Raw genomic sequence first — 23215 nt, 5'->3', positions numbered from 1 at the left:
TCGTGCTGTGCTCGTGGGGCTGTGGATGAGTCTTTCCGGACTGCTTGACCTTGTTGCCGCCGACCCGAAACTGACCGCCGCCCTGCGGGAGGACGGCGACGTCGCGCTGATCGCGCCCGCGGCGCTGCGCCCGTTCGGCGTGGCCGCGCTGGGCCGCCACGACCAGCGGACCGTGCTCGCGGTGACCGCCACCGGCCGCGAGGCCGAAGACCTCGCGGCGGCGCTCACCGACCTCGTCGACCCTGCGGGCGTCGCGGTCTTCCCGGCGTGGGAGACACTGCCGCACGAGCGGCTCTCGCCGCGCAGCGACACCGTCGGCCAGCGGCTGGCCGTGCTGCGCAGGCTCGCCCACCCGGTCAAGGGCGATGCGGCCGCCGGGCCGCTCAACGTCGTCGTGGCCCCCATCAGGGCGCTGCTGCAGCCGATCGTCAAGGGCCTCGGCGACCTCGCGCCCGTCCGGCTCAGGGCAGGCGACGACGCCGACCTCGACGACGTCGTCGACCGTCTGGTGGGGAGCGGCTACCACCGCGTCGACATGGTCGAGCGCCGGGGCGAGGTCGCCGTCAGAGGCGGCCTGCTCGACGTCTTCCCGCCGACGGAGGAGCACCCGCTGCGGCTGGAGTTCTGGGGCGACACGGTCGAGGAGATCCGCTGGTTCAAGGTGGCCGACCAGCGCTCGCTGGAGGCGGCCGAGGACGGGCTGTTCGCGCCGCCGTGCCGCGAACTGCTGCTCACCCCCGACGTCCGGCGCCGCGCCCGCGAGCTGGCCGAGGAGCACCCGGCGCTGGCCGAGGTGCTCGACCAGCTCGCGGAGGGCTCGCCCGTCGAGGGCATGGAGGCGTTCGCGCCGGTGCTCGCGGGCGAGATGGACCTGCTGGTCGACCACCTGCCCGCCCGCTCGGCGGTGTTCGTGTGCGACCCCGAGCGCATCAGGGGCCGGGCCGAGGAACTGGTGCGCACGTCGCAGGAGTTCCTGGAGGCGTCCTGGATCAACGCGGCGGCGGGCGGTGAGGCCCCGATCGACCTCGGCGCCGCCGCCTTCCGCGCCCTGGAGGAGGTCAGGGGGCACGCCGACGCGCTCGGCCTGCCGTGGTGGTCGATGGCCCCGTTCGGCGGCGGCGTCGAACTCGGCGCCCAGGACTCCGAGGCGTACAGAGGCGACACCTCGCGGGCGCTGGCCGACATCAAGGGCTGGCTCGAAGCGGGCAAGGCGGTCGTGCTGCTCAGCGAGGGCATGGGCTCGGCCGAGCGCATGGTCGAGCTGCTCAAGGGCGTCGACGTGCCCGCCAGGCTGCAGGGCTTCCTCGACCGGGCGCCGGAGCCCCAGATCGTCCACGTCACGACCGGGCGTCTCGACCACGGCTTCGTCACGGGCGAGCTGGCCGTCCTCACCCACCTCGACCTCGTGGGCCAGAAGGCCAGCACCAAGGACATGCGCAGGCTGCCGAGCCGCAGGCGCAACATGGTGGACCCGCTCCAGCTCAAGGTCGGCGACCACGTCGTCCACGAGCAGCACGGCGTCGGCCGCTACGTCGAGATGGTCCAGCGCACCGTGCAGGGCGCCACCCGCGAGTACCTCGTCATCGAGTACGCCAAGGGTGACCGCCTCTACGTCCCCACCGACCAGCTCGACGAGGTCACCCGCTATGTCGGCGGCGAGGCGCCCACGCTCAACCGGATGGGCGGCGCCGACTGGGGCAAGGCCAAGGCCAAGGCCCGCAAGGCGGTCAAGGAGATCGCCGGCGAGCTCATCCGCCTCTACAGCGCCCGGATGGCGAGCCCCGGCCACCCCTTCGCCGCCGACTCGCCGTGGCAGCGGGAGATGGAGGACGCCTTCCCCTACGCCGAGACCGGCGACCAGCTCGAAGCCATCGACGAGGTCAAGCGCGACATGGAGCGCGGCGTCCCGATGGACCGGCTGATCTGCGGCGACGTCGGTTACGGCAAGACCGAGATCGCGGTGCGCGCGGCCTTCAAGGCGGTGCAGGACGGCAAGCAGGTCGCGCTGCTGGTGCCGACGACGCTGCTGGTGCAGCAGCACATGTCCACCTTCACCGAGCGCTTCTCCAGCTTCCCCGTGTCGGTGAAGCCGGTCTCGCGCTTCCAGACCGACGGCGAGGTCAAGGGCACCCTGGACGGCCTGCGCTCCGGCCAGGTGGACGTGGTGATCGGCACCCACCGCCTGCTCAGCCCCGAGGTCCGCTTCAAGGACCTGGGCCTGATCATCATCGACGAGGAGCAGCGGTTCGGCGTCGAGCACAAGGAGGCCATGAAGCACCTGCGCACGCAGGTGGACGTGCTGGCGATGTCGGCCACGCCGATCCCGCGCACGCTGGAGATGGGTCTCACGGGCATCCGCGAGATGTCCACGATCCTCACGCCGCCGGAGGAGCGGCACCCGATCCTCACCTTCGTCGGGCCGTACGACGAGAAGCAGATCGCGGCGGCGATCCGGCGCGAGCTGATGCGCGACGGCCAGATCTTCTTCGTCCACAACCGGGTGGCCTCCATCAACCGGGTGGCGGCGCGGCTGAGGGAAATGGTGCCCGAGGCCCGGGTCGCGGTCGCGCACGGCCAGATGAACGAGCACCAGCTTGAGAAGATCATGGTCGGGTTCTGGGAGCGGGAGTACGACCTGCTCGTCTCGACCACGATCGTCGAGTCCGGTCTCGACGTGCCCAACGCCAACACCCTCATCGTCGACCGGGCCGACAACTACGGCCTGTCGCAGCTCCACCAGTTGCGCGGCCGGGTGGGCCGGGGCCGCGAGCGCGGCTACGCCTACTTCCTGTACCCGCCGGAGAAGCCGCTCACCGAGACCGCGCACGAGCGCCTGGCCACGATCGCCCAGCACACGGAGATGGGCGCGGGCATGTACGTCGCGATGAAGGACCTGGAGATCCGGGGCGCGGGCAACGTGCTCGGCGCCGAGCAGTCCGGTTTCATCGCGGGCGTCGGCTTCGACCTCTACGTACGGCTGATGGCCGAGGCCGTGCAGGAGCAGAAGGCCAAGCTGTCCGGCGAGGCGCCGCCGCCCGAGCAGCAGGACGTCAAGGTCGAGCTGCCGATCAACGCGCACATCCCGCACGACTACGTGACCTCCGAGCGGCTGCGCCTGGAGGCGTACAAGCGGATCGCCGCCATCACCTCCGAGAGCGGCATCGGCGAGGTGCGCGACGAGCTGACCGACCGCTACGGCAAGCCGCCGGTCGAGGTCGACAACCTGCTGGAGGTGGCGCGCTTCCGGCTGCGGGCCCGCCAGGCGGGCCTGACGGACGTGACGGTGATGGGCCAGAACATCAAGTTCGGCCCGGTCGTCCTCAAGGAGTCCCAGCAGGTACGGCTCGACCGCCTGTACAAGCGGGCGGTCTACAAGCAGGCGGCCGAGACGCTGCTGGTTCCGGTGCCCAAGACCAAGCCGCTGGGCGGGCAGCCGCTGCGCGACCTCGACCTGCTCAAGTGGTGCGGCGACCTGGTCGAGGCGATGTTTCTCGAAGGGCAGCGAGCGGGGCGGGTAAGCTAGCCGCGGTTTTCGGTCGGAAAGGGATGCACGTGAAGTCGATTCGAGTGGCTTTGGCCGCACTTGCGGCGGGCGCCGCGCTGACCGCCTGCTCCAGCCCGATGAAGGCCGGAGCGGCCGCCGTCGTGGGTGGCGAGCGCATCGCGGCCAAGGACCTGGACGAGAAGGTCACCGAGTACGAGAAGGCGCTGACGATGGCGAAGCTCGACGCGAGCGCGCTGCAGGTGCCGCTCAACCAGTTCGTGCTCTACCGCCTCACCAACGAGTCCGTCTACCGGCAGCTCGCGGCCAAGCACCGCGTCGCGGTGAGCGAGGCGGAGATCGACGTGGCGCTGAAGGACCCGGGCCAGCAGCAGTCGCCGCAGATGAACCTGCTGGCCAAGGGGGTGGCGCCGGGCAACGCCCGCGACTACCTGCGGGCCGAGATCGGCATGTCCAAGCTCCTTGAGCAGCTCGGCGGGGGCCAGAACCAGCAGGCGGTCGAGCAGCTCCGCAAGGAGTTCACCACCATCAAGGTGAGCTACAGCCCGCGCTACGGTCAGATCAACCCGCAGCCGTCGCAGGAGAACCCGTCGATGTTCGTCGACACCGGCCGTTTCGGGAAGCTGACACCCACGGCCCAGGGCTGAGCATGCCGCTCATCGTCGTCACCACCTCGCCGAGGGTCGCGCCCGGCCAGCTCACCCACCAGGCGTGGCAGGCGCTGCACTCGGGCGAGGTGCTGACCGCGACGGCGGACCACCCTCAGTTGCCCGCCCTGGCCGACGCGGGTGTCGAGGTCCGCGTCGTGGCGGCCGACGCCGCCGCCGTGATGCGGCGGGCGGCGCAGGAGCACGTCGTCTGGCTGGCCGCCGCCGACGACACCGCGTTCATGCGCGCGGCCGGGCACGCGGCCCTCGCCATGGACGAGCCGCCGCTGATCGAGGTGGTGCCCGGCTCCTACGACCTGCCGGGCGCCCGGGTGCTCGACCTGGTCGCGGTGATGGACCGGCTGCGCACCGAGTGCCCGTGGGACCGCAAGCAGACGCACGAGACGCTGGTGCCGTACCTGCTCGAAGAGGCCTACGAGGTGCTGGAGACGATCGAGGACGGCGACCTCGCCGCACTCCGCGAGGAACTCGGCGACGTGCTGCTCCAGGTGGTCTTCCACGCGCGCGTGGCCGACTCGTTCGACCTCGACGACGTCGCGGAGGGCATCGTCGGCAAGCTGGTCAGGCGGCACCCGCACGTGTTCGGCACGGTCACCGCCGAGACCGCGGACGAGGTCAACGCCAACTGGGAGACCATCAAGGCGGCCGAGCGGGCGGAGAAGGGCGGCGGGTCGGTTCTCGACGGGGTCCCGACCGGTCAGCCGTCGCTGTCGCTGGCCGCCCAGTTGCTGCGCAGGGCCGGGCGGGCGGGGGCGCCGGACGCGCTGGCGCAGGCCGTGGGCCAGGGGGTGGCCAGAGAGCTGTTCGACCTGGTGCGCAGGGCCCAGGAGGCGGGCGCGGACGCCGAGGCCGAGCTGCGGGCCGCGGCCCGCGAGTACCGCGACCGGGTGCGCGCCTGGGAGTCCCGAAGCTGATCCTCGGCTGACAGGACAAACCCGGAGATGCCAGGATCTTGCCCGGGGAAGCGGGCGGGAGGCTACGAGATGGTCCGGGTACGGCGGCTGCGGACGGGTGAACCGTCCGAGGTGGCGGGCTACCGGCTGAGCGGCGTCGTCGGCGACGGCGGCCAGGGCGTCGTCTACCTCGGCGAGGACGGCGACGGCGAGCAGGTCGCGGTCAAGGTCCTGCACGCCCGGCTGGTGCACGACCGGCGTGCGGTGCGCAGGTTCCTGGCGGAGGCGCGCACCGCGGAGAAGGTCGCCGGGTTCTGCACCGCCCGGGTGATCGAGGCCGGGCTGTTCGACGATCGGCCGTACCTGGTCAGCGAGTACGTGGACGGCCTGTCGCTGCAGGAGACGGTGGCGGCCAAGGGGCCGCTGTCCGGCGGCGCGCTCGACCGGCTGGCCGTGGGCACCGCGACCGCGCTGGCGGCCATCCACGACGCCCAGATCGTGCACCGCGACTTCAAACCGGGCAACGTGCTCATGGGGCCGGACGGCCCCCGCGTGATCGACTTCGGTATCGCCCGCGACCTCGACGCGGCCACGACCGCGACCACCTCCGTGGTCGGCACGCCCGGCTACATGGCGCCGGAGCAGATCGCGGGCGAGCCCGCTACCTCGGCCTCCGACCTGTTCTCGTGGGCGGCGACCATCGGGTACGCGGCGACCGGGCGGTCGCTGTTCCGCGCCGACTCGATCCCGGCCGTCATGCACCGGGTGCTCAACGCGGAGCCCGACCTGTCGGGGATCGGCGGGCCGCTGCGGTCGCTGGTGGCCGCGTGCCTGTCCAAGGACCCCGCGCTGCGGCCGAGCGCGCAGGAGGTGCTGGACGCGCTCGTCCGGCGCACGGGGGACACCCGGCCCCTGGAGCCGGCCCCGCCGCCGCCGCCCAGGCGCGCTGGCGGGCGGGCGGGCAGTCGGGCGGGCAGGGTGCGCCCGGTGGCGCTGGGCGGGCTCGCGTTGTTCGCGGCGGGTGGTGTCGTGCTCGGCCTGATCTGGGGGCAGGGGCCCAGCGGCTCGGCCGAGCAGCGCCCGGCGGCGCCGCCGCCGTTCGCGATCAGGCAGGTCGGGCAGGACTTCGGGCGCGCGGACGGCCGGCCGTACCAGATCGTGGTGGGCGCCCTGAAGGGGCGCACGGTGGTGGCGGCGGCCGACGAGGGCAAGCACCTGGTCGAGGTGTGGGATCCCGCCACCGGCAACCGGCTGGCGAGCCTGTCCTTCCCCGGCAAGAAACTCAACTCGCTGGCGTTCGCGCAGATCGAGGGCAAGTCCGCGATCGTGTGGATGCACGACGGCAAAGTGTGGTGGTGGTACCCGGAGGGCCCGGCCGTCGCCCGGTCGTTCGTCGCCTGCGACGTCAGCGGCATGATGACCGTCATCGACCGGGGCGCCGGCCCCGAGGCGCTGGTCGGCTGCGGGCCCGCCGTCCGCTCATGGGACCTGGCCGGGCGCACTCAGGTGAGCGCGGAGCAGAAGGTCGCGGGCACGGTCGGCTCGCTGTCGTGGCCCGGCGACGGCAGCGTCCTGGTCGCCACCGACGCGCGGCAGCTCCAGCGGATCACCCCAGGAGCGGCGGCGGGGCCCGCCCAGCCGCCGGGCATCGACGTCGATGCCCTGCCCGGCACCTCGCTCGTGGCGGCCAGGCAGCCGGAGTCCGGCGCGGCCGTCTACGACTACAAGCTTGGCTGGCGGCTCCTGTGCAGCGTGCGGAGCCCGGACAACCGGAGCTTCGGCGACCTCGCCCTCGCCAGGAGCGGCGACGGCAGGGACCTGCTCGTCGGCACCGGCGCGGGCATCCACCTGTGGGACGCGCACACCTGCCGGCCGCTCGGCTCGCTGCTGCCGGGCAGGGGCACCGGAACGCTCGCGCTCGGGACCGTCGGCGGTGGCCGGGCCATGGTCGTGGACATCGGCGGCCGGATGCGGGTCTACAGCCTGGAGGGCGGTAGCAGTACCAACCAGTAGACCTCTGTAGGCTCGGGGAGCAAACTGCCCATTCGATGCTAGGAGCTTGACGTGGCCACCATCGAGGTCGTTCACGCCCGCGAGATCCTCGACTCCCGCGGCAACCCCACCGTCGAGGTCGAGGTGATCCTCGACGACGGGAGCAACGGCCGCGCGGCCGTGCCGAGCGGCGCCTCCACCGGCCAGTTCGAGGCCGTCGAGCTGCGCGACGGCGGCGACCGCTTCCTGGGCAAGGGCGTGGAGAAGGCCCTGCTCGCGGTCACCGACGAGATCTTCGACGAGGTCCACGGCGTCGAGGCCGAGGACCAGCGCATCATCGACCAGATCATGATCGACCTGGACGGTACCCCCAACAAGGCCAAGCTGGGCGCCAACGCCATCCTGGGCGTCTCGCTGGCGGTGGCCAAGGCGGCGGCCGAGAGCGCCGACCTGCCGCTGTTCCGCTACCTCGGCGGGCCCAACGCCCACCTGCTGCCCGTGCCGATGATGAACATCCTGAACGGCGGCGCCCACGCCGACACCAACGTGGACATCCAGGAGTTCATGATCGCGCCGATCGGCGCAGAGACCTTCCGCGAGGCCGTGCGCATGGGCACGGAGGTCTACCACGCGCTGAAGGCCATCCTGAAGGAGAAGGGCTACGTCACCGGGCTCGGCGACGAGGGCGGCTTCGCCCCCAGCCTGCCCTCCAACCGCGACGCCCTCGACCTGATCATGGCCGCGATCGCGAAGGCGGGCTACCGGCCGGGCGAGGACGTCGCGCTCGCGCTCGACGTCGCCGCCTCGGAGTTCCACGACAACGGCGTCTACACCATCGACGGCAAGGGCCTGTCCTCCGCCGAGCTGATCGCCTTCTACGCCGACCTGGTCGAGTCCTACCCGCTGGTGTCCATCGAGGACCCGCTCGACGAGGAGGACTGGGAGGGCTGGAAGGCCATCACCACGGCCCTCGGCGACAAGGTGCAGATCGTCGGCGACGACCTGTTCGTCACCAACCCCGAGCGCCTGGCCCGGGGTGTGCGCGAGGGCGCGGCCAACTCGCTGCTGGTCAAGGTCAACCAGATCGGCACCCTGACCGAGACGCTCGACGCCGTGGCCCTGGCCCACCGCAGCGGCTACACCTGCATGATGAGCCACCGCTCCGGCGAGACCGAGGACACGACGATCGCCGACCTCGCGGTCGCGGTCAACTGCGGTCAGATCAAGACCGGCGCCCCGGCCCGCTCCGACCGCGTGGCCAAGTACAACCAGTTGCTCCGCATCGAGGAACTCCTCGACTCGGGCGCGCGTTACGCGGGTCGCGCCGCGTTCCCGCGTTTCCGGCGCTAGTTTCGGGTACGGCTTGCGTTTCACGGCGTTTCGGCGTTTCGGCGCAAGCCGTCCCCATAGTGCGGGGTCGCGAGAGGGAAGGTGAAAGGCGTTGGCGAAAAGGCCGCAGCTGACCGGGCGGGCCGCGATCCTCGCGGTGGTGGTGTGCGCCATCGCGATGAGCCTGGCCTACCCGGTGCGCGAGTACATCTCCCAGCGGCGCAACATCGCCGAGCTGGAGGCGGAGAAGTCGAGGGTCCAGACCGAGGCGCAGGTGCTCGCCGAGCGGGCCAAGCAGATGGCCGACCCCCACCACGCCACCCAGGTGGGCAGGGAGCGGCTGCACTTCTGCAGCCCCGGCATGAAGTGCCTGGTGATCGCGCAGCCTCGGCCGAGGGACAAGAAGGCGCCCGCCGTCCAGCCCGGCGCGCAGTCGCCCTGGTACCAGACGTTGTGGGAGTCGGTCGAGGCGGCCGACACCGGCAAAGGGATGAAGGCCCTCACAGGGGAGAAGAGTGGAAAGTAGCGACGTGGACGCCGTCGGCCGGCAGCTCGGCCGGCCGCCGAGGGGGTTGCGCGAGGTCGCGCACCGCTGTCCGTGCGGCAACCCGGACGTGGTCGAGACGGCGCCCCGGCTGCCCGACGGCACGCCGTTCCCCACCCTCTACTACCTGACCTGCCCGAAGGCGGCCTCGGCGATCGGCACGCTGGAGGGCTCCGGGCTGATGCGCGAGATGCAGGCCAGGCTGGCGGAGGACGCCGACCTGGCGGCCGCCTACCAGGCCGCTCATGACGACTACGTCACCAGGCGCGACAAGGCGGCGCGGGACGAGGGGCTGGAGCCGCTGCCGCGCGACATGCAGAGCACGGGGGGCATGCCGGAGCGGGTCAAGTGCCTGCACGCACTGGTGGCGCACGAACTCGCGGTGCCCGGCGGCAACCCGTTCGGCCGTGAGGCGCTCGACGCGCTCGGCGAGTGGTGGAAGGACGGGCCATGCGTGTAGCGGCGGTCGACTGCGGCACCAATTCGGTGCGGTTGCTGGTGGCCGATCTCGACGGGTCGCTCGACGAGGTCGAGCGGCGGATGGAGATCGTCCGGCTGGGGCAGGGCGTCGACCGGACGGGCAGGCTCGCGCCGGAGGCGCTGGAGCGCACGTTCACGGCGATGCGCGGCTACCGCGAGCTGATCGACCACCACGGCGCGGTGGCGACGCGGGTGGTCGCCACCAGCGCGACCAGGGACGCCGCCAACCGGCACGAGTTCGTCGACGGCGTGCGGGCCATCTTCGGCGTGGAGCCCGAGGTGGTGACCGGCGCCGAGGAGGCCGAGCTGTCGTTCACGGGCGCGACGCGGGGGCTGCGGCTCGACGGCGGCCGGCCGTGCCTGGTGGTCGACATCGGCGGCGGTTCCACGGAGTTCGTGGTGGGCGGCGAGCACGTCGAGGGCGCGATCTCGGTGGACATCGGGTGTGTCCGGCTGACCGAGCGGCACCTGCGCGGCGAGGCGGAGCCGCCGTCGGCGCAGAAGCTGGAAGCGGTGGTCGCCGACATCGACGACGCGCTCGACCGGGTGACCGCCGAGGTGCCCGTCGAGCGGGCGCACACCCTGGTGGGATTGGCCGGGTCGGTCACCACGGTGGCCGGGATCGCACTCGGCCTGCCGGAATACGACGCCGATAAAATTCATCAGTCCCGGATTTCCGCGGAGCAGGTTCACGAGGTGACGCGGAGACTGCTGGCGATGACCCATGGTGAGCGGGCGGTGCTTCCTGTGATGCATCCGGGGCGGGTGGACGTCATCGGCGCCGGGGCGCTGATTCTGGACCGGATCGTGCGGCGTTTCGGATTCGAACAGGTGGTGGTGTCCGAACACGACATCCTTGATGGGATTGCATGGTCTTTGCGTAGATAGCCTGGCAAAAACCTGACATTCACAGGGTTGATTCGTGTTGAGCGTGCAATCTGTTCTGTGCTTTAGTAAAGGGGCTTTACGGGGGCTTTGCCATATTGCTGTGCGCGAAAGGCTGCAGCGTGGCGACCGTTCCCGAGCGCATCTAGTTCCTCACGGAATGGAGCACTCTCATGAAGTCCACAGCGTTAGCACGCAAGGTAGCCGGACTCGCCGGCACCGCCGTGCTGGCCGCCATGGTGTCGGGTCTCATGGCCACCCCGGCATCCGCGGCCACCTCGTCCTCGGCAGCGGGCAAGGTCAAGCCGAAGGTCTCGGTCACCACGCCGAGCGCGTCGGCTCGCCACTACGAGGGCGCCTGTCCGGTCAAGGTCAGCTTCTCCTCCAAGATCAAGATCACTGCCAAGGGCGCGAACAAGCTGGCCTACCGCTGGCTGAACAGTGACGGATCGCGGAGCAAGACCAAGGTCGTCAAGGTCAAGGGCAACATCTCCAAGACCGTCAGCCGGTCGATCGTCCTGCGTGACGACACCAAGGGCTGGCAGCGGCTGGAGATCTTGAGCCCCCGCAAGGTGGTGAGCCCGAAGCGCTACTACTCGGTCACCTGTGAGCGGGACGACTACGACCCGGACTACGACTACACCGACCGCCACCAGCAGGTCTGGGCTCGTGCCTGGGCCGACCCCGAGTACTACTCGGGCCCCTGCACGCCCGGTAACAAGATCGACTTCAACGGTGTGATCAAGGTCAACCGGCCGGCGTGGGTGCGTTACCGCTGGGTCGTCAACGGCGAGTCCGTCGACTACGGCAAGGTCAAGGTGTACGACAGCCGCAAGGTCGGCTACGGCATCTCCCCGCGTTCCAGCCACCGTGGCTGGGCCCAGCTGGAGATCCTCGGCCCGGACCGCACGTCCTCCAACCGCGCCTACTACAAGGTCTGGTGCAAGGACACCCCGGCTCCGGCCACCAAGGTCTCGGTGACGGACCTGTCCACCGACTCGAACTCCACCACCTGCAAGGTGGGCGCGCGCGCCAAGATCTCGGCCACCGGCTCGGGTCGTGTCGCCTACGCGTTCTCCGTCAACGGCGGCGGCGTCGAGAAGGGTGAGGTCTACTTCAGCGAGGCCGGCACCAAGGTCGTCACCATGGACGCCCGCTCGGTTCTCGACCCCACCAAGGCGGGCACTGTGTCGGTGAGCGTGTCGGGCCCGAACAACTCGGACTCGACCTCGGCGTCCTACGCGGCTCCGTGCGCCAAGGCCGAGGTCGGCCTGGGTGCGGTCTCCGCTGCGGTCAAGGCGCGTCCGTGCCCGAGCACGAACGGCGCGGTGTCCGTCACCGCTCCGATCACCGTGACGGGTGGCGGTTCGGTGCGCGGCACCGCGAAGGTCAGCATCACCGCTGCCGGTGAGACCGACTCGCACGTCGACGACTACTCCAGCTCCAGCCTGAACGTCGGCGCCACGTTCCACATGGCCGACGTGTCCAAGGGCGGCACGGTCTCCGTGACCGTGTTCGACGAGGGCGGCAAGCAGGTCGCGACCGGCTCTTCGAGCTTCACCGGTCACGCCTGCTACGAGGTTCCGGCCCCGTAGCCAACGGAAACCGGGCGGCTCCGTGCCGCCCGGTTTTTCGTTTGCCACTACCGCGCATTGCGCAGTAGTGTGGATCGCGTGGAAAGCAGTCAACTGCTCAAGGGCGTGCTCGATCTGGCCGTCCTCGCCGTGCTTCACGAACGCGACGGGTACGGCTACGACGTCGTCCGCCGCCTCAGGGAGGCGGGGCTGGAGGAGGTCGGGGACGCGTCCGTCTACGGCACCCTGCGCCGCCTGTTCAAGGCGGGCGCGCTCAACTCCTACGTCGTGGCCTCTGACGAAGGTCCCCACCGCAAGTACTACGGCCTCAACGACACCGGCCGGAAGATGTACTCCGCGCAGGCCACGCACTGGAACCTCTTCGCCGCCACCATGGCGGCCCTGCTCAAGAAGGGCACCCGAGATGACACCTGAGCAGTACGCCCAGGCCGTGCGCGAAGCGCTCGCCGGCCATCCCGACCGCGACGAACTCCTCGACGACCTGGACGACCATCTCGCCGAGATCGCGGCCGAGTCCGACGTGCCGCTGGAACAGCGGCTCGGGACGCCGCAGGCGTACGCGGAGGAGCTCACGGCCGCCTACGGGGGCCGGCCGGGGCGCTCCTCGCGCCGGTGGGACCGGGTGCGGGAGCTGCGCGCCAGGGTGACCGGGCACGCCGTGTACAAGAGCACCAGGAGCTTCCTGCGGGAACTGCGCCCCGGCTGGTGGGTGCTGCGCGGCTACGTGATCGCCATAGTGGTCATCTCCAGTCTCTCCTCCACGCGCCTGGTGCCGGAGAACCCGATCGACCTGCTGATTCTCGCCGGCGGCGTGCTGGGCTCGGTCTGGTACGGCCGGCGCACCAAGGGGCGCCTGCTGGTGGGGGCGGCGATCGGCGTCAATGTGCTGGCGGCGGTGGCGTTGCTCAGCGGCGTGGTGCTGGTGGCCCAGTGGAACCCGCGCACGGAGCAGCCCTGGAACCCGTCCATGGCCTCCATGGGAGTGGCCGAAGGGCAGCCGCCGTCGTTCGGGGACGAGACGTACAACATCATCCCCTACGCCAAGGACGGCAAGCCGCTGACCGACGTGTACCTGTACAACCAGGACGGCAGGCCGGTGATCACCTCGCCGGAGAACTGGGGCTACACGGTCAACAAGGCGTGCGGCGAGCCGGTTCTCAACCGCTACCCGCTGGCGTTGGTGTCGCAGATGCAGGAGCCGCAGTACAGCCCGGGGGGCGTGGAGATCCCCCCGACCCCGGCGCCGTGCCCGTCCGTCTCCGAGGTTCCCTCCGCCTCCGCCTCCCCGGCACCGCCCGCCTCCCCGTCTGAGCCGGTCTCGCCGTCCCCCTCCGGTAGGGGATCTCGCTGACGTCCGTTTCCCTGTCCCCTTCCCGTAAGGGATCTCGCTGACGCCCGTCCGGTTCGGCGTCCCACACCCCCATCCATCACGGCCCAGCCCCGCCCACCGCCACCCGCCGCACCTTCCTGGAGGCCTCCGGCGGGGTGCGGCGGGTGGCGGGTGGTGGGGCTTCGCCGTAAGGGTGGGGGGTCCTGGGAGTTCACCCGAGACGGCGGGACAGAATGCTCAGATGAGTTCCATCGCGCCCGGCACCGGCTGGCCGGAGGATCCGGCCACGCCGCAGACACCCGTCGCGCACCGTCCCGCCGACGTGCGGCGCCTGGCCGGGTCGAGCGCCGGTCTGGGCGAGCTCACCGCCCGCGAGTCCGTCTGCCGCGCCTGCCCGCGCCTGGTCGCCTGGCGCGAGGAGGTCGCCGACGTCAAGCGCCGCTCCTTCGCCGACGAGCCCTACTGGGGGCGTCCCATCGCGGGCTGGGGCGACGACCGTCCCCGCATCCTGCTCGTCGGCCTAGCCCCCGCCGCCCACGGCGGCAACAGGACCGGCCGCATCTTCACCGGCGACCGCAGCGGCGACTGGCTGTTCGCCTCCCTGCACCGCGTCGGCCTGGCCGCCCAGGCGACCAGCACGCACGCGGGCGACGGCCAGCGGCTCATCGGCGGGCGCATGATGGCCACGGTCCGCTGTGCGCCGCCCGCCAACAAGCCGACCACGGAGGAGCGCGACACCTGCCGGCCGTGGCTGACGCGCGAACTCGTCCTGTGCGCGCCGAGCGTGCGGGTGGTCGTCGCGCTGGGCGGGTTCGCCTGGCAGGCCATGTGGCCCGCGCTCAAGGAGTCGGGTTTCACGCTGCCGGCCAGGCGACCGGCCTTCGGTCACGGCGTCGAGGTCGAGGTCTCCCACGGCGACTCGCCCGTCACGCTCATGGCCGTCTACCATCCGAGCCAGCAGAACACCTTCACCGGCCGCGTCACCGAGGACATGCTCGACACCGTGTTCGCCAGAGCGGCGGAGCTCGCCCGATGACAACCCCTCTGACCTGCGGATTGGCTTTTTCCGTAGGGTAGACATAAGATTGTGAATGCTTTCACAAGCACTTGCACGAGGGATGTGGCATCAGGATGAACAAGCACATCTTGATCGTCGGCGGTGGATACGTCGGCCTCTACACGGCGCTCAGGCTGCAGCGCAAACTCCGCAGGGAACTGCGCGACGGCAGCGTCAGCGTCACTATCATCGACCCCCAGTCCTACATGACCTACCAGCCCTTCCTTCCCGAGGCGGCCGCGGGCAACCTGTCTCCGCGCCACGTGGTGGCGCCCCTGCGCCGCGTCCTGCCGAAGGTCCGCATCCTCAACGGCCGCGTCACCAAGGTCAACCACAACGACCGTACGGTCACCTTCCAGCCGCCCGAGGGCGACGAGCGGGAGGTCGCCTACGACATCATCGTCATGGCCGCCGGTTCGATCTCGCGAACCCTGCCGATCCCTGGCCTGACCGACATCGGCATCGGCTTCAAGAGCATCGGCGAGGCCATCGCCCTGCGCAACCGGGTCCTGCACCTGCTCGACCTGGCCGAGTCCACCGAGGACCCCGAGGTACGGCGCCGCGCGCTGACCTTCGTGGTCGTCGGCGCCGGGTTCGCGGGCGTCGAGGCGCTCGCTGAGCTTGAGGACATGTCCAAGCACTCCACCCGCTACTACCGCAACATCACCCGCGACGACATCCGGTGGGTGCTGGTCGAGGCGACCGACCGCATCCTGCCCGAGGTCGGCCCCGAGATGGGCCGCTGGACTCTGGAGCAGCTTCGCGAGCGCGGCGTCGAGGTCAAACTCGAAACCCGCCTTGAGTCGGCGGTCGGCGGACACGTGGTGCTCTCCGACGGTACCGAGTTCGACTCCGACACCCTCGTCTGGACGGCGGGCGTGAAGTCCACGCCGATCCCGTCCGGGGGAACGCTGCCGCTCGACGAGCGCGGCCGGATCAAGACCACCGCCAAGCTCACCGTCGACGGCGTCACCGACGCCTACGCGGCCGGTGACGTCGCCGGAGTCCCCGACCTGACGAACCCGGGCGAATACACCACGCCCAACGCTCAGCACGCGGTTCGCCAGGCCAAGGTTCTGGGCGACAACATCGTCAGGGGACTGCGTGGCGAAAAGCTTGCTGAATATCGCCACAAATACGTCGGATCGGTCGCGGGACTGGGTCTTCACCAAGGCGTGGCGAATGTCTATGGGGTCAAGCTTCGCGGATTGCCTGCGTGGTTCATGCACCGCACTTACCATCTCTCCCGGGTGCCCACGCTGAATCGCAAGGTTCGCGTGGTCGTCGACTGGACTCTTGCGCTGTTCTTCAAGAGGGAGACGATCTCGCTCGGCGAGATGGAGCACCCGCGAGACGGATTCAGAGCCGCGGCGGCGACCACGCGCCGCTGAGGGAGAGGGGGATCCCGGGTGGCGCTTTCAGCGGTGAACGTCCTCGGCGTCGATCAGCCGGGCGTGATCGCCAAAGTGACCAGTACACTCACCGAGCACGGCGCCAACATCCGGGATTCCACCGTGACCCTCCTCGGCGGGCATGTGGCCATGATGCTGCTGGTGACCGGCGATCTCGAAGCCGACGAACTGGCCAAGGCCCTGGCCCAGTCCGATCTGGTGGTGATGGTGTCGGCGGTCGAGGCCAGGAGACACTTCCGGGTTCCCGGCAACGGGCTCGGCTACGTGCTCTCCCTGCACGGCCCCGACCGCCACGGCATCATCTCGGCGATCAGTACGGTGCTCGCCTCCGTCGGCGGCAACATCACCGGCATGAGCACCCGGCTGACCGGGCGGCTGTACGTCCTGATCGCCGACGTCGACCTGCCCGCGCGCACCGACGTGCCCCAGTTGATGCGCCGCCTTGCGGGAGTCGGTGAACAACTCGGCTCCGAGATCACCTTCCGCCCGATGCAGCCGGACGTCCTGTGAACCAGGGCACCGCGCGGCCCGTCCTGGCCGCCCCCGACCCGCTGCTGTCGGTACCGGCCGAGGAGGTCGACGCCCGCGACCCGGGTGTGACGGCGCTCGCGGCCGACCTGCTCGCCACCCTGCGCGCCCGGCCGGCCGGGATGGGGCTGGCCGCGCCCCAGATCGGCGTGGGGTGGCGGCTCATCGCCTTCGACGCCCGCCGCCACCCCCGCAGCCGCTCGGCCTCGGGAGAATTGGTGCTGGTCAATCCCCGGCTCCTGTCGGCCTCCCGGTGGGAGGAGGCACGCGAGGGATGCGCCTCCGTTCCGGGCCTCACGGCCGACATCCTGCGGGCCGGACGGATCACCGTCACGGGCGTTCTCCCTGGTACGGGCGAGGTGGTCACCGTCGAGGCGGACGCCTTCGAGGCCCGCTGCATTCAGCACCAGTTGGACCATCTGGATGGTCTTCTCTTCTTGGACAGAGTGTCCGGAGCCCTATCACTTCACCGCAGAGGGCACAGTTGTGACGCCTGATACGAAGTTGTGCTCCTCTACGGCATGGTCCTTTTCGTATGATTGCGGCGCCCCCGTAGCCCAATGGCAGAGGCAAACCCCTTAAAAGGGTTGTAGTGCGGGTTCGAATCCCGCCGGGGGCACCGCCGATTTACCGCCTCTGACCTGCAAAAACACGCTGAGTGAATTCTCTCGGTAATTGTCGTGACGCGTATACGTACCGAACGTGTCCGGACGAAGATCAACGCAGCGTTCCGAATCCCCACCTCACCGTCACCGCCGCTCTGGCGAGAGTGGTTGGGGCTCCAGCTTTGTCGGCCGCTAATTGGACTGGAGTCGGGCGGCGGACCTTACGTACAGTTGGTCTGTGCCTACGACACGAGAACCCGAGCCGCCTCGGCCCGGGTTCTCGTCGCGGGCACGCCCGGGAACTCTCCGGATCACCCGGTCGTTGACAAAGTTTCGAGGACACCCAGATCCGAGCGGGGAGTCGACCTCTGCGACGCTCGGTCCCCTAGGCTGACCGCACAGATCGCAGCGTGGAGGCAGCGAATGGAAAGCAAGAACCCGGTTTTCAACAGGGCCAGGAACACCGGCCAGCAAGGCTGGGGCGGCGCTTCGCCGACACCTGCCCACCTGCAGAGCATGTACGACGCCCCGTCGTACGCGCCGCCCTCGGAGCCCGCCTACCGCACGATGACCCTCGACGACGTCGTCGTCAAAGGCTTCATGGTGCTCGGCGCGCTGGTGGTCGCCGCCGGAGCCGCCTGGTACCTCAAGGTGTCGATCCCCGTGGCGGTCGGTGCGGCCCTCGTCGCGCTGGTCCTCGGTCTGATCGCGTCGTTCAAGCAGAGCACCAACCCCGCTCTCATCCTCGGCTACGCGGTCTTCGAGGGCGTCTTCCTCGGCGCGATCAGCAGCGTCATGGAGTCGTACTTCCCCGGCATCGTGCTCCAGGCCGTGATCGGCACCATGATGGCCTTCGCCGGTGTGCTGGCCGTCCACACCCTGCGCATCATCCGGGTGACGCCCAAGCTGGTCAGGTACGTCATCGCGGCGTCGGTCGCGGCGCTCGGCCTGATCCTGGTCAACCTGGTTGCCAGCTTCTTCGTCTCCGGTGGCCTCGGTCTGCGCACCGACAGCCTCCTCGGCTGGGGCTTCAGCGCCCTCATGATCCTGCTCGGCTGCTTCTTCCTCCTCCTCGACTTCGACGCCATCGAGCAGGGCGTCAAGCAGGGCGCTCCGGCGAAGTTCGCCTGGCAGGCCGTGTTCGGCCTCACCCTGAGCCTGGTGTGGATCTACCTTGAGGTCCTGCGTCTGCTCAGCTTCTTCCAGGGCGACGACTGATCGTCCCCCCTCGAAAGGCCCCGCCGTCCGGCGGGGCCTTTTCTGTCTGCGACCACGACGTCACGAATCGCTTTCGATTTGGGGGTTGCGCTTCACGACCCGGTGTTGCAGTGTCAAGCAAAGGAGCCGAATCCGCGGAGGTGCCCATGTCCTTGAACCACTCACCGGAGACGCAGACAAAGCTCATCGCCAGAGTCCCCGCGATCACGGGACGCGAACTCCCAGAGTGGTTCCAAGCCATCGACAACGGCCCGTCCTTCCTGAGGTGCGACGAGCGGGCCAACTGGCTCGCCGACGAGCACGGGCTGACCCACGGCTATGCCGCTGCGATCGTGCGGGAGCATGAGCGGCACCGCCGTACCCGCATGGGCTTCATCTGAGCCCGAACCCCCCAACCGCGCCCGCGCCTCTGGTGCGGGCGCGCGACCTTGAGCGATCATGGTCGAATGAACCTGGACAAGGCGCGATCCTTTCTCCGTGACAACCACCGGGCCGTGCTCCTGACCCGGCATCGCGACGGGCGCCCGCAGATGTCGCCGGTGACGGTCGGCGTCGACGCGCAGGGACACGTGGTCATCAGCACCCGTGAGACCGCCGCCAAGGTACGCAATCTGCGCAGGGATCCGCAGGCGACGCTGTGCGTGTTCACCGACGGCTTCTACGGCGAGTGGATCCAGATCGAGGGCGAGGCCGAGATCGTCCCGTTGCCGGAGGCCATGGACGGGCTGATCGCCTACTACCGCGACATCTCGGGCGAGCACCCCGACTGGGACGAGTACCGCGCGGCGATGATCAGCGAGCAGCGGGTCCTGGTACGGATCACGCCGAACCGGGCAGGTCCAGATATTCACGGATAAATTGGTTCTTTGTGGGCAGGTGAGCTTTTGATGGCCATCTCCTTCTTCGCCTCCACCGAGACCGGCGCCGCCGCCCGAGGACGCTCGTACGGCGCCGCTCGGCGCGCCGCCGTACGAGCGAATGTCGACGGGTACTTCGCACTGTTCACCGCGGCCGGTGGCACGCCCACGGCGGTGCAGACGTGGGCCGAGCGGGCGCTCGACCGCACGGCCGCGTGGGCGCCCGAACTCGCCGAGGAGACCGCGGGCGTCGCCGCCGGGGCCGGGCTGGAGACCTGGCAGGTCGCCGCGCTGAACGCGCGCACCGAGATCCTCGCCGCGCTGTCGGCCACCGGGCGGGGGGAGTGCTCGACCGCCGTGGTGACGCGCGGCCCGAGCCCGCACACCATCCAGACCTGGGACTGGCACGAGCACCTGCACCGGGCGCCGGTGGTGTGGGAGTTCGAGACGCACCACACCGTGCGGACCTTCACGGAGAACGGCGTGCTCGCCAAGATCGGCGTCAACAGCGCCGGGCTCGGGATCCACTTCAACCTGCTCCGCCACACCTCAGACGGGTCGGACATCGGCGTGCCCGTCCATGTGATCGCCCGCCGCATCCTCGGCGAGGCCACGACGCTGTCGGAGGCCGTGGAGATCGCGCGCTCCGCCCGCACCTCCGCCTCCACCGTGATCACCGTGGTCACGGCGGCCGAGGCGGCGTCGCTGGAGATCTGCCCGGACGGGGTCGGGGTGGTCTGGCCCGGAGCGGACGGCGTGCTCGTGCACACCAACCACTTCCTCGACCCGGCGCTGGCCGAAGGCGAACGGCTCGGGACCGAGCAGCCCGACACCTACGCACGCCTCGATCACCTGCGTGCACAGGCCGACGCGCTGGCGCACGCCGCCGATCCGACCGCGCGGGCCGCCGCGCTCCTTAGCCACGGGCCCTCGGCCGCGCCCGTCTGCGCCCACCCGGACCCGGACGAGCCGATCACCGAGCGGTGGGAGACCCTGGCCACCATCTGCCTGGACATCTCCGCCTCCCGCCTGCTGGTCCACCAAGGACGGCTGTGCGGGGTGGGCCCGGCGACCTGGCAGTGCTTCTGACGCTCTCCCTTTCCGGCGGGCCTGCGATCGCCGATCAGCGGCACCCGGGCACCCCGCCATCCCGTTGCCCGGTGTGGCGCTTGGGGGGTATTGGTCCTTTCGGGTTGCCCGATGCGGCGCACGGGAACACCGCCATCCGGTTGCCGGCCTGGCACGGTTCGGTGGGGCACAGCGCCTGGGGCGGGTGCCCCGTGATGTTGGTCTCTTCGGCTTGCCCGATGCGCGGTGCACGGGCAAGTCTGGCCTGGTGGCCTGGTGGCCTGGTGGCCTGGTGGCCTGGTGGCCTGGTGGCCTGGCCGATCGAGCGAGGAACAGAGGTGGGCGGCTTGGACGGGGCACTGTCGGGACTTCTGGTGGCGGACTTCGGGCGGGTGCTGGCCGGGCCGTACGCCACCATGCTGATGGCCGATCTCGGCGCGGACGTGATCAAGATCGAGCGCCCTGGCAGCGGCGACGACACCCGATCCTGGGGCCCGCCCCACGCGAACGGCACCGCCACCTACTTCCTCGGCGTCAACCGCAACAAACGCTCGATCGCCCTCGACCTGCGCGACCCGAGCGACCTGGAGGTCGCCAAAGCCCTGGTCGCCCGCGCCGACGTCCTGGTCGAGAACTTCAAGCCGGGCACCATGGACCGCCTCGGGCTCGGCTACCCCGCCATGCGTGCCCTCAACCCGGCCCTCGTGTACTGCTCGGTGACCGGCTTCGGCTCCGGCAAAGGCGCTGATCTGCCCGGGTACGACCTGGTCGTCCAGGCCGTCGGCGGGCTGATGAGCGTCACCGGCGAACCCGGCGGCCACGGCACCAAGACCGGCGTCGCCCTCGTCGACGTCATCACCGGCCTGCACGCCGCCCTCGGCGTGCTCGCCGCGCTCCGCCACCGCGACCGCACCGGTGAGGGGCAACGGGTGGAGGTCTCGCTGCTGACGTCCCTGCTCTCGGCGCTCACCAACCAGGCCGCCGCGTACGCCGCCGCAGGCGAGGTGGCCACCGCGATGGGCAACCGGCATCCGAGCATCGTGCCGTACGAGGTGTTCGCCGCCGCCGATCGGCCGATCGTCATCGCGGCGGGCAACGACCGGCAGTTCCGCGCGCTGTGCGCGGTGCTGGACCGGCCGGAACTGGCCGCCGACGCCCGCTACGCGACCAACGCCGGTCGGGTGGCGGGCCGCGACGAACTCGTCCCGTCGCTGGCCGAGGCGCTCGCCCAAGGGACGGCCGACCACTGGTTCACCGTGCTCACCGAGGCGGGCGTCCCCTGCGGGCCGATCAACGACCTGGCCGACGCGTTCGCCCTCGCCGACCGGCTCGGGCTGGAGCCGCTCGCCGGTGACCAAGTGGCCAACCCGGTCCGGATGAGCGCCACGCCTGCGGCGTACCGGCTGCCTCCGCCCGACCTCGGGCAGGACGAGCAGTGGGTCCGCGACATCCTGGACCGCTGAGCCCGCACCGCGCGGGTATCCGACGCAGGTGTGTACGTCGGGCGGGACATCCCGGGGCGCTGAGCCCCGCACCGTGCGGGTACCCGATACGTGTGCACGTCGGGTGGGACATCCTGGACGGCTGAGCCCGCACCGTGCGGGTACCCGACGCGTGTGCACGTCGGGCGGGAGATCCCGGGGCGATGGGTCCGGGCCTCGACCTCAGCTGCGGGTCGGCAGCCGGCGCGGGCACTCACCGCACTTCCAGACGCAGCCGGTTCGTCGTTCTTGCATCGCCTGAAACGGTCGGAAGACGGACCCCTGCTCAGCCGATCGGGGAGATCGGCTGAGCCTGCCGTCAAGTGTCAGCTCAGGCGTTCCAGGATCATGGCCATGCCCTGGCCGCCGCCCACGCACATGGTCTCCAGCCCGATGCTCTTGTCGTGGTGCTGGAGGCTGTTGATCAGCGTGGAGGTGATGCGGGCGCCGGTCATCCCGAACGGGTGCCCGACCGCGATCGCGCCGCCGTTGACGTTCAGCCGGTCGAGCTCGATCCCCAGTTCCCGGTACGACGGGATCACCTGGGCCGCGAAAGCCTCGTTGATCTCGACCAGGTCGATGTCCTCGATCGCCATCCCCGCGCGCGACAGCGCCTGCCTGGACGCCCCGACCGGCCCCAGCCCCATGATCTCGGGCGACAGCCCGGTGACGCCGGTGGAGACGATCCGGGCCAACGGCGTGATGCCGAGCTCGGCGGCCTTCGTGTCACTCATCACGATCACGGCGGCGGCGCCGTCGTTGAGCGGACAGCAGTTGCCCGCGGTGACCGTACCGTCGGGCCGGAAGGCCGGTTTGAGGCCCGCGACGCCCTCGTACGTCGTCCCGGCGCGCGGGCCGTCGTCCTTGCCGACCACGCTCCCGTTGGGCAGCGTCACCGGGGTGATGTCCTTCTGCCAGAAGCCGTCGGCCAGTGCCTTCTCCGCGAGGTTCTGGGAGCGGACGCCGAACTCGTCCTGCTCCTGTCGGGTGACGCCCTTGAGCTGGGCGAGGTTCTCGGCGGTCTGGCCCATCTCGATGTAGATGTCGGGCACCACGCCGCTCTCACGCGGGTCGGACCAGGTCTTGCCGCCCTTGGCGAAGGACGCGGTGCGGGCGCCCGCGTCGTCGAAGACCGCGTTCCTGGTGTCGGGAAGCGAGTCCGAGCTGCCCTTGCTGAAGCGGGAAACGCTCTCGACGCCCGCCGAGACGAAGATGTCGCCCTCACCCGCCCTGATGGCGTGGAAGGCCATGCGGGTGGTCTGCAGCGAGGAGGAGCAGTAGCGGGTGATCGTGGTGCCGGGCACGTTGTCGAGCCCGAGTAGCACCGACACCACCCGCGCCATGTTGAAGCCCTGCTCACCGCCGGGGAGCCCGCAGCCCAGCATGATGTCGTCGATCTGGCCCGGATCGAGCTGCGGCACCTTCGCGAGCGCCGCCCTGATCATCTGCACGGTGAGGTCGTCGGCGCGGATGTCCTTCAACGACCCCTTGAAAGCGCGCCCGATCGGCGAGCGCGCGGTCGCGACGATGACTGCCTCAGGCATGAAGCCCCTCCTCGGTCGGCGTTCCCTAGAACTATATTTTAGTTTCCTTCCCTCCGACGGCCTGCCTTCGCGATCGGCGCGGTATCGGTGATGGTGAGCCGCTCGTCCTCGACCGTCATCGGGCCTGCTTCGCCATCGGGGCGGTACCCGTGATGACGAATCGTTCGCCCTCGGTCGTCACCTTGATGACCTGCCCCGGACGCAGATCCCCATAAAGGATCTTCTCC

21 protein-coding genes and 1 tRNA gene are annotated in these 23215 nt (G+C 70.2%); 21 read left to right on the top strand and 1 reads right to left on the bottom strand.

Annotation, left to right across the window (positions count from 1 at the left end):
- Positions 1-25: 25 nt before the first annotated feature.
- From mfd to ABD120_RS25495, 21 genes are all read left to right on the top strand, one after another.
- Positions 26-3523, top strand: a complete 3498-nt coding sequence (gene mfd, locus ABD120_RS25595) for a transcription-repair coupling factor (protein WP_343952604.1) — start codon at positions 26-28, stop codon at positions 3521-3523.
- A gap of 29 nt (positions 3524-3552) precedes the next feature.
- The gene (locus ABD120_RS25590; RefSeq protein WP_343952603.1) at positions 3553-4149 is read left to right on the top strand and encodes a SurA N-terminal domain-containing protein; all 597 of its coding nucleotides are present in this window, start codon (positions 3553-3555) and stop codon (positions 4147-4149) included.
- Positions 4150-4151: 2 nt separating this feature from the next.
- Positions 4152-5084, top strand: a complete 933-nt coding sequence (locus tag ABD120_RS25585; protein WP_343952602.1) for a nucleoside triphosphate pyrophosphohydrolase — start codon at positions 4152-4154, stop codon at positions 5082-5084.
- A 69-nt stretch (positions 5085-5153) separates the two neighbouring features.
- Entirely contained in the window at positions 5154-7076 is a 1923-nt protein-coding gene (locus ABD120_RS25580; protein ID WP_343952601.1) for a protein kinase domain-containing protein, read from the top strand.
- 51 nt (positions 7077-7127) lie between these two features.
- A complete protein-coding gene (gene eno / locus ABD120_RS25575) occupies positions 7128-8405 on the top strand; it encodes a phosphopyruvate hydratase (RefSeq protein ID WP_343952600.1) in 1278 nt (425 codons plus the stop codon).
- A gap of 91 nt (positions 8406-8496) precedes the next feature.
- Entirely contained in the window at positions 8497-8910 is a 414-nt protein-coding gene (locus tag ABD120_RS25570; RefSeq protein ID WP_343952599.1) for a septum formation initiator family protein, read from the top strand.
- The gene (locus ABD120_RS25565; protein ID WP_343952597.1) at positions 8900-9388 is read left to right on the top strand and encodes a DUF501 domain-containing protein; all 489 of its coding nucleotides are present in this window, start codon (positions 8900-8902) and stop codon (positions 9386-9388) included. The genes ABD120_RS25570 and ABD120_RS25565 overlap by 11 nt, the downstream gene beginning before the upstream one ends.
- Positions 9379-10296, top strand: coding sequence for a Ppx/GppA phosphatase family protein (locus ABD120_RS25560; RefSeq protein WP_343952596.1), 918 nt, complete (start codon positions 9379-9381; stop codon positions 10294-10296). The genes ABD120_RS25565 and ABD120_RS25560 overlap by 10 nt, the downstream gene beginning before the upstream one ends.
- A 170-nt stretch (positions 10297-10466) precedes the next feature.
- Positions 10467-11888 carry a hypothetical protein gene (locus ABD120_RS25555; protein WP_343952595.1) on the top strand — a complete coding sequence of 474 codons (1422 nt, stop codon included), beginning with the start codon at positions 10467-10469 and terminating at the stop codon, positions 11886-11888.
- Positions 11889-11966: 78 nt separating this feature from the next.
- Positions 11967-12302: a PadR family transcriptional regulator gene (locus ABD120_RS25550; protein WP_343952594.1), complete on the top strand. Its 336-nt coding sequence runs from the start codon at positions 11967-11969 to the stop codon at positions 12300-12302.
- On the top strand, positions 12292-13239 hold the full coding sequence (locus ABD120_RS25545) for a hypothetical protein (protein WP_343952593.1): 948 nt from the start codon (positions 12292-12294) through the stop codon (positions 13237-13239). The genes ABD120_RS25550 and ABD120_RS25545 overlap by 11 nt, the downstream gene beginning before the upstream one ends.
- Before the next feature lie 220 nt (positions 13240-13459).
- A complete protein-coding gene (locus ABD120_RS25540) occupies positions 13460-14254 on the top strand; it encodes a uracil-DNA glycosylase (RefSeq protein WP_343952592.1) in 795 nt (264 codons plus the stop codon).
- Between the two features lie 95 nt (positions 14255-14349).
- Positions 14350-15666 (top strand): NAD(P)/FAD-dependent oxidoreductase, encoded by a 1317-nt coding sequence (locus tag ABD120_RS25535; RefSeq protein WP_343952591.1) that lies wholly within the window; start codon positions 14350-14352, stop codon positions 15664-15666.
- 18 nt (positions 15667-15684) lie between these two features.
- Positions 15685-16197 (top strand): glycine cleavage system transcriptional repressor, encoded by a 513-nt coding sequence (locus ABD120_RS25530; protein WP_343952590.1) that lies wholly within the window; start codon positions 15685-15687, stop codon positions 16195-16197.
- Positions 16194-16712, top strand: coding sequence for a peptide deformylase (def, locus tag ABD120_RS25525; RefSeq protein WP_343952589.1), 519 nt, complete (start codon positions 16194-16196; stop codon positions 16710-16712). The genes ABD120_RS25530 and def overlap by 4 nt, the downstream gene beginning before the upstream one ends.
- Before the next feature lie 49 nt (positions 16713-16761).
- Positions 16762-16834 (top strand) — tRNA-Leu (locus ABD120_RS25520).
- Positions 16835-17243: 409 nt separating this feature from the next.
- The gene (locus ABD120_RS25515; RefSeq protein WP_343952588.1) at positions 17244-18038 is read left to right on the top strand and encodes a Bax inhibitor-1/YccA family protein; all 795 of its coding nucleotides are present in this window, start codon (positions 17244-17246) and stop codon (positions 18036-18038) included.
- 146 nt (positions 18039-18184) lie between these two features.
- Positions 18185-18418, top strand: a complete 234-nt coding sequence (locus ABD120_RS25510; RefSeq protein ID WP_343952587.1) for a DUF4287 domain-containing protein — start codon at positions 18185-18187, stop codon at positions 18416-18418.
- 66 nt (positions 18419-18484) lie between these two features.
- Positions 18485-18895, top strand: coding sequence for a PPOX class F420-dependent oxidoreductase (locus ABD120_RS25505; protein ID WP_343952586.1), 411 nt, complete (start codon positions 18485-18487; stop codon positions 18893-18895).
- 30 nt (positions 18896-18925) lie between these two features.
- A complete protein-coding gene (locus ABD120_RS25500; RefSeq protein WP_343952585.1) occupies positions 18926-19984 on the top strand; it encodes a C45 family autoproteolytic acyltransferase/hydrolase in 1059 nt (352 codons plus the stop codon).
- 326 nt (positions 19985-20310) lie between these two features.
- Positions 20311-21426, top strand: a complete 1116-nt coding sequence (locus ABD120_RS25495; RefSeq protein WP_425564028.1) for a CaiB/BaiF CoA transferase family protein — start codon at positions 20311-20313, stop codon at positions 21424-21426.
- 344 nt (positions 21427-21770) lie between these two features.
- Here the strand turns inward: ABD120_RS25495 and ABD120_RS25490 are convergent, their stop codons facing one another.
- Positions 21771-22988 carry an acetyl-CoA C-acetyltransferase gene (locus tag ABD120_RS25490; RefSeq protein ID WP_343952583.1) on the bottom strand — a complete coding sequence of 406 codons (1218 nt, stop codon included), beginning with the start codon at positions 22986-22988 and terminating at the stop codon, positions 21771-21773.
- Positions 22989-23215 lie beyond the last annotated feature (227 nt).

Origin of the sequence: Nonomuraea longicatena, from assembly GCF_039525605.1 — a bacterium.
Classification (GTDB): Bacteria; Actinomycetota; Actinomycetes; order Streptosporangiales; family Streptosporangiaceae; genus Nonomuraea; species Nonomuraea longicatena.
The sequence above is the reverse complement of the archived record's forward strand: the minus strand, read 5'-3'. Positions and strand labels throughout refer to the sequence as shown.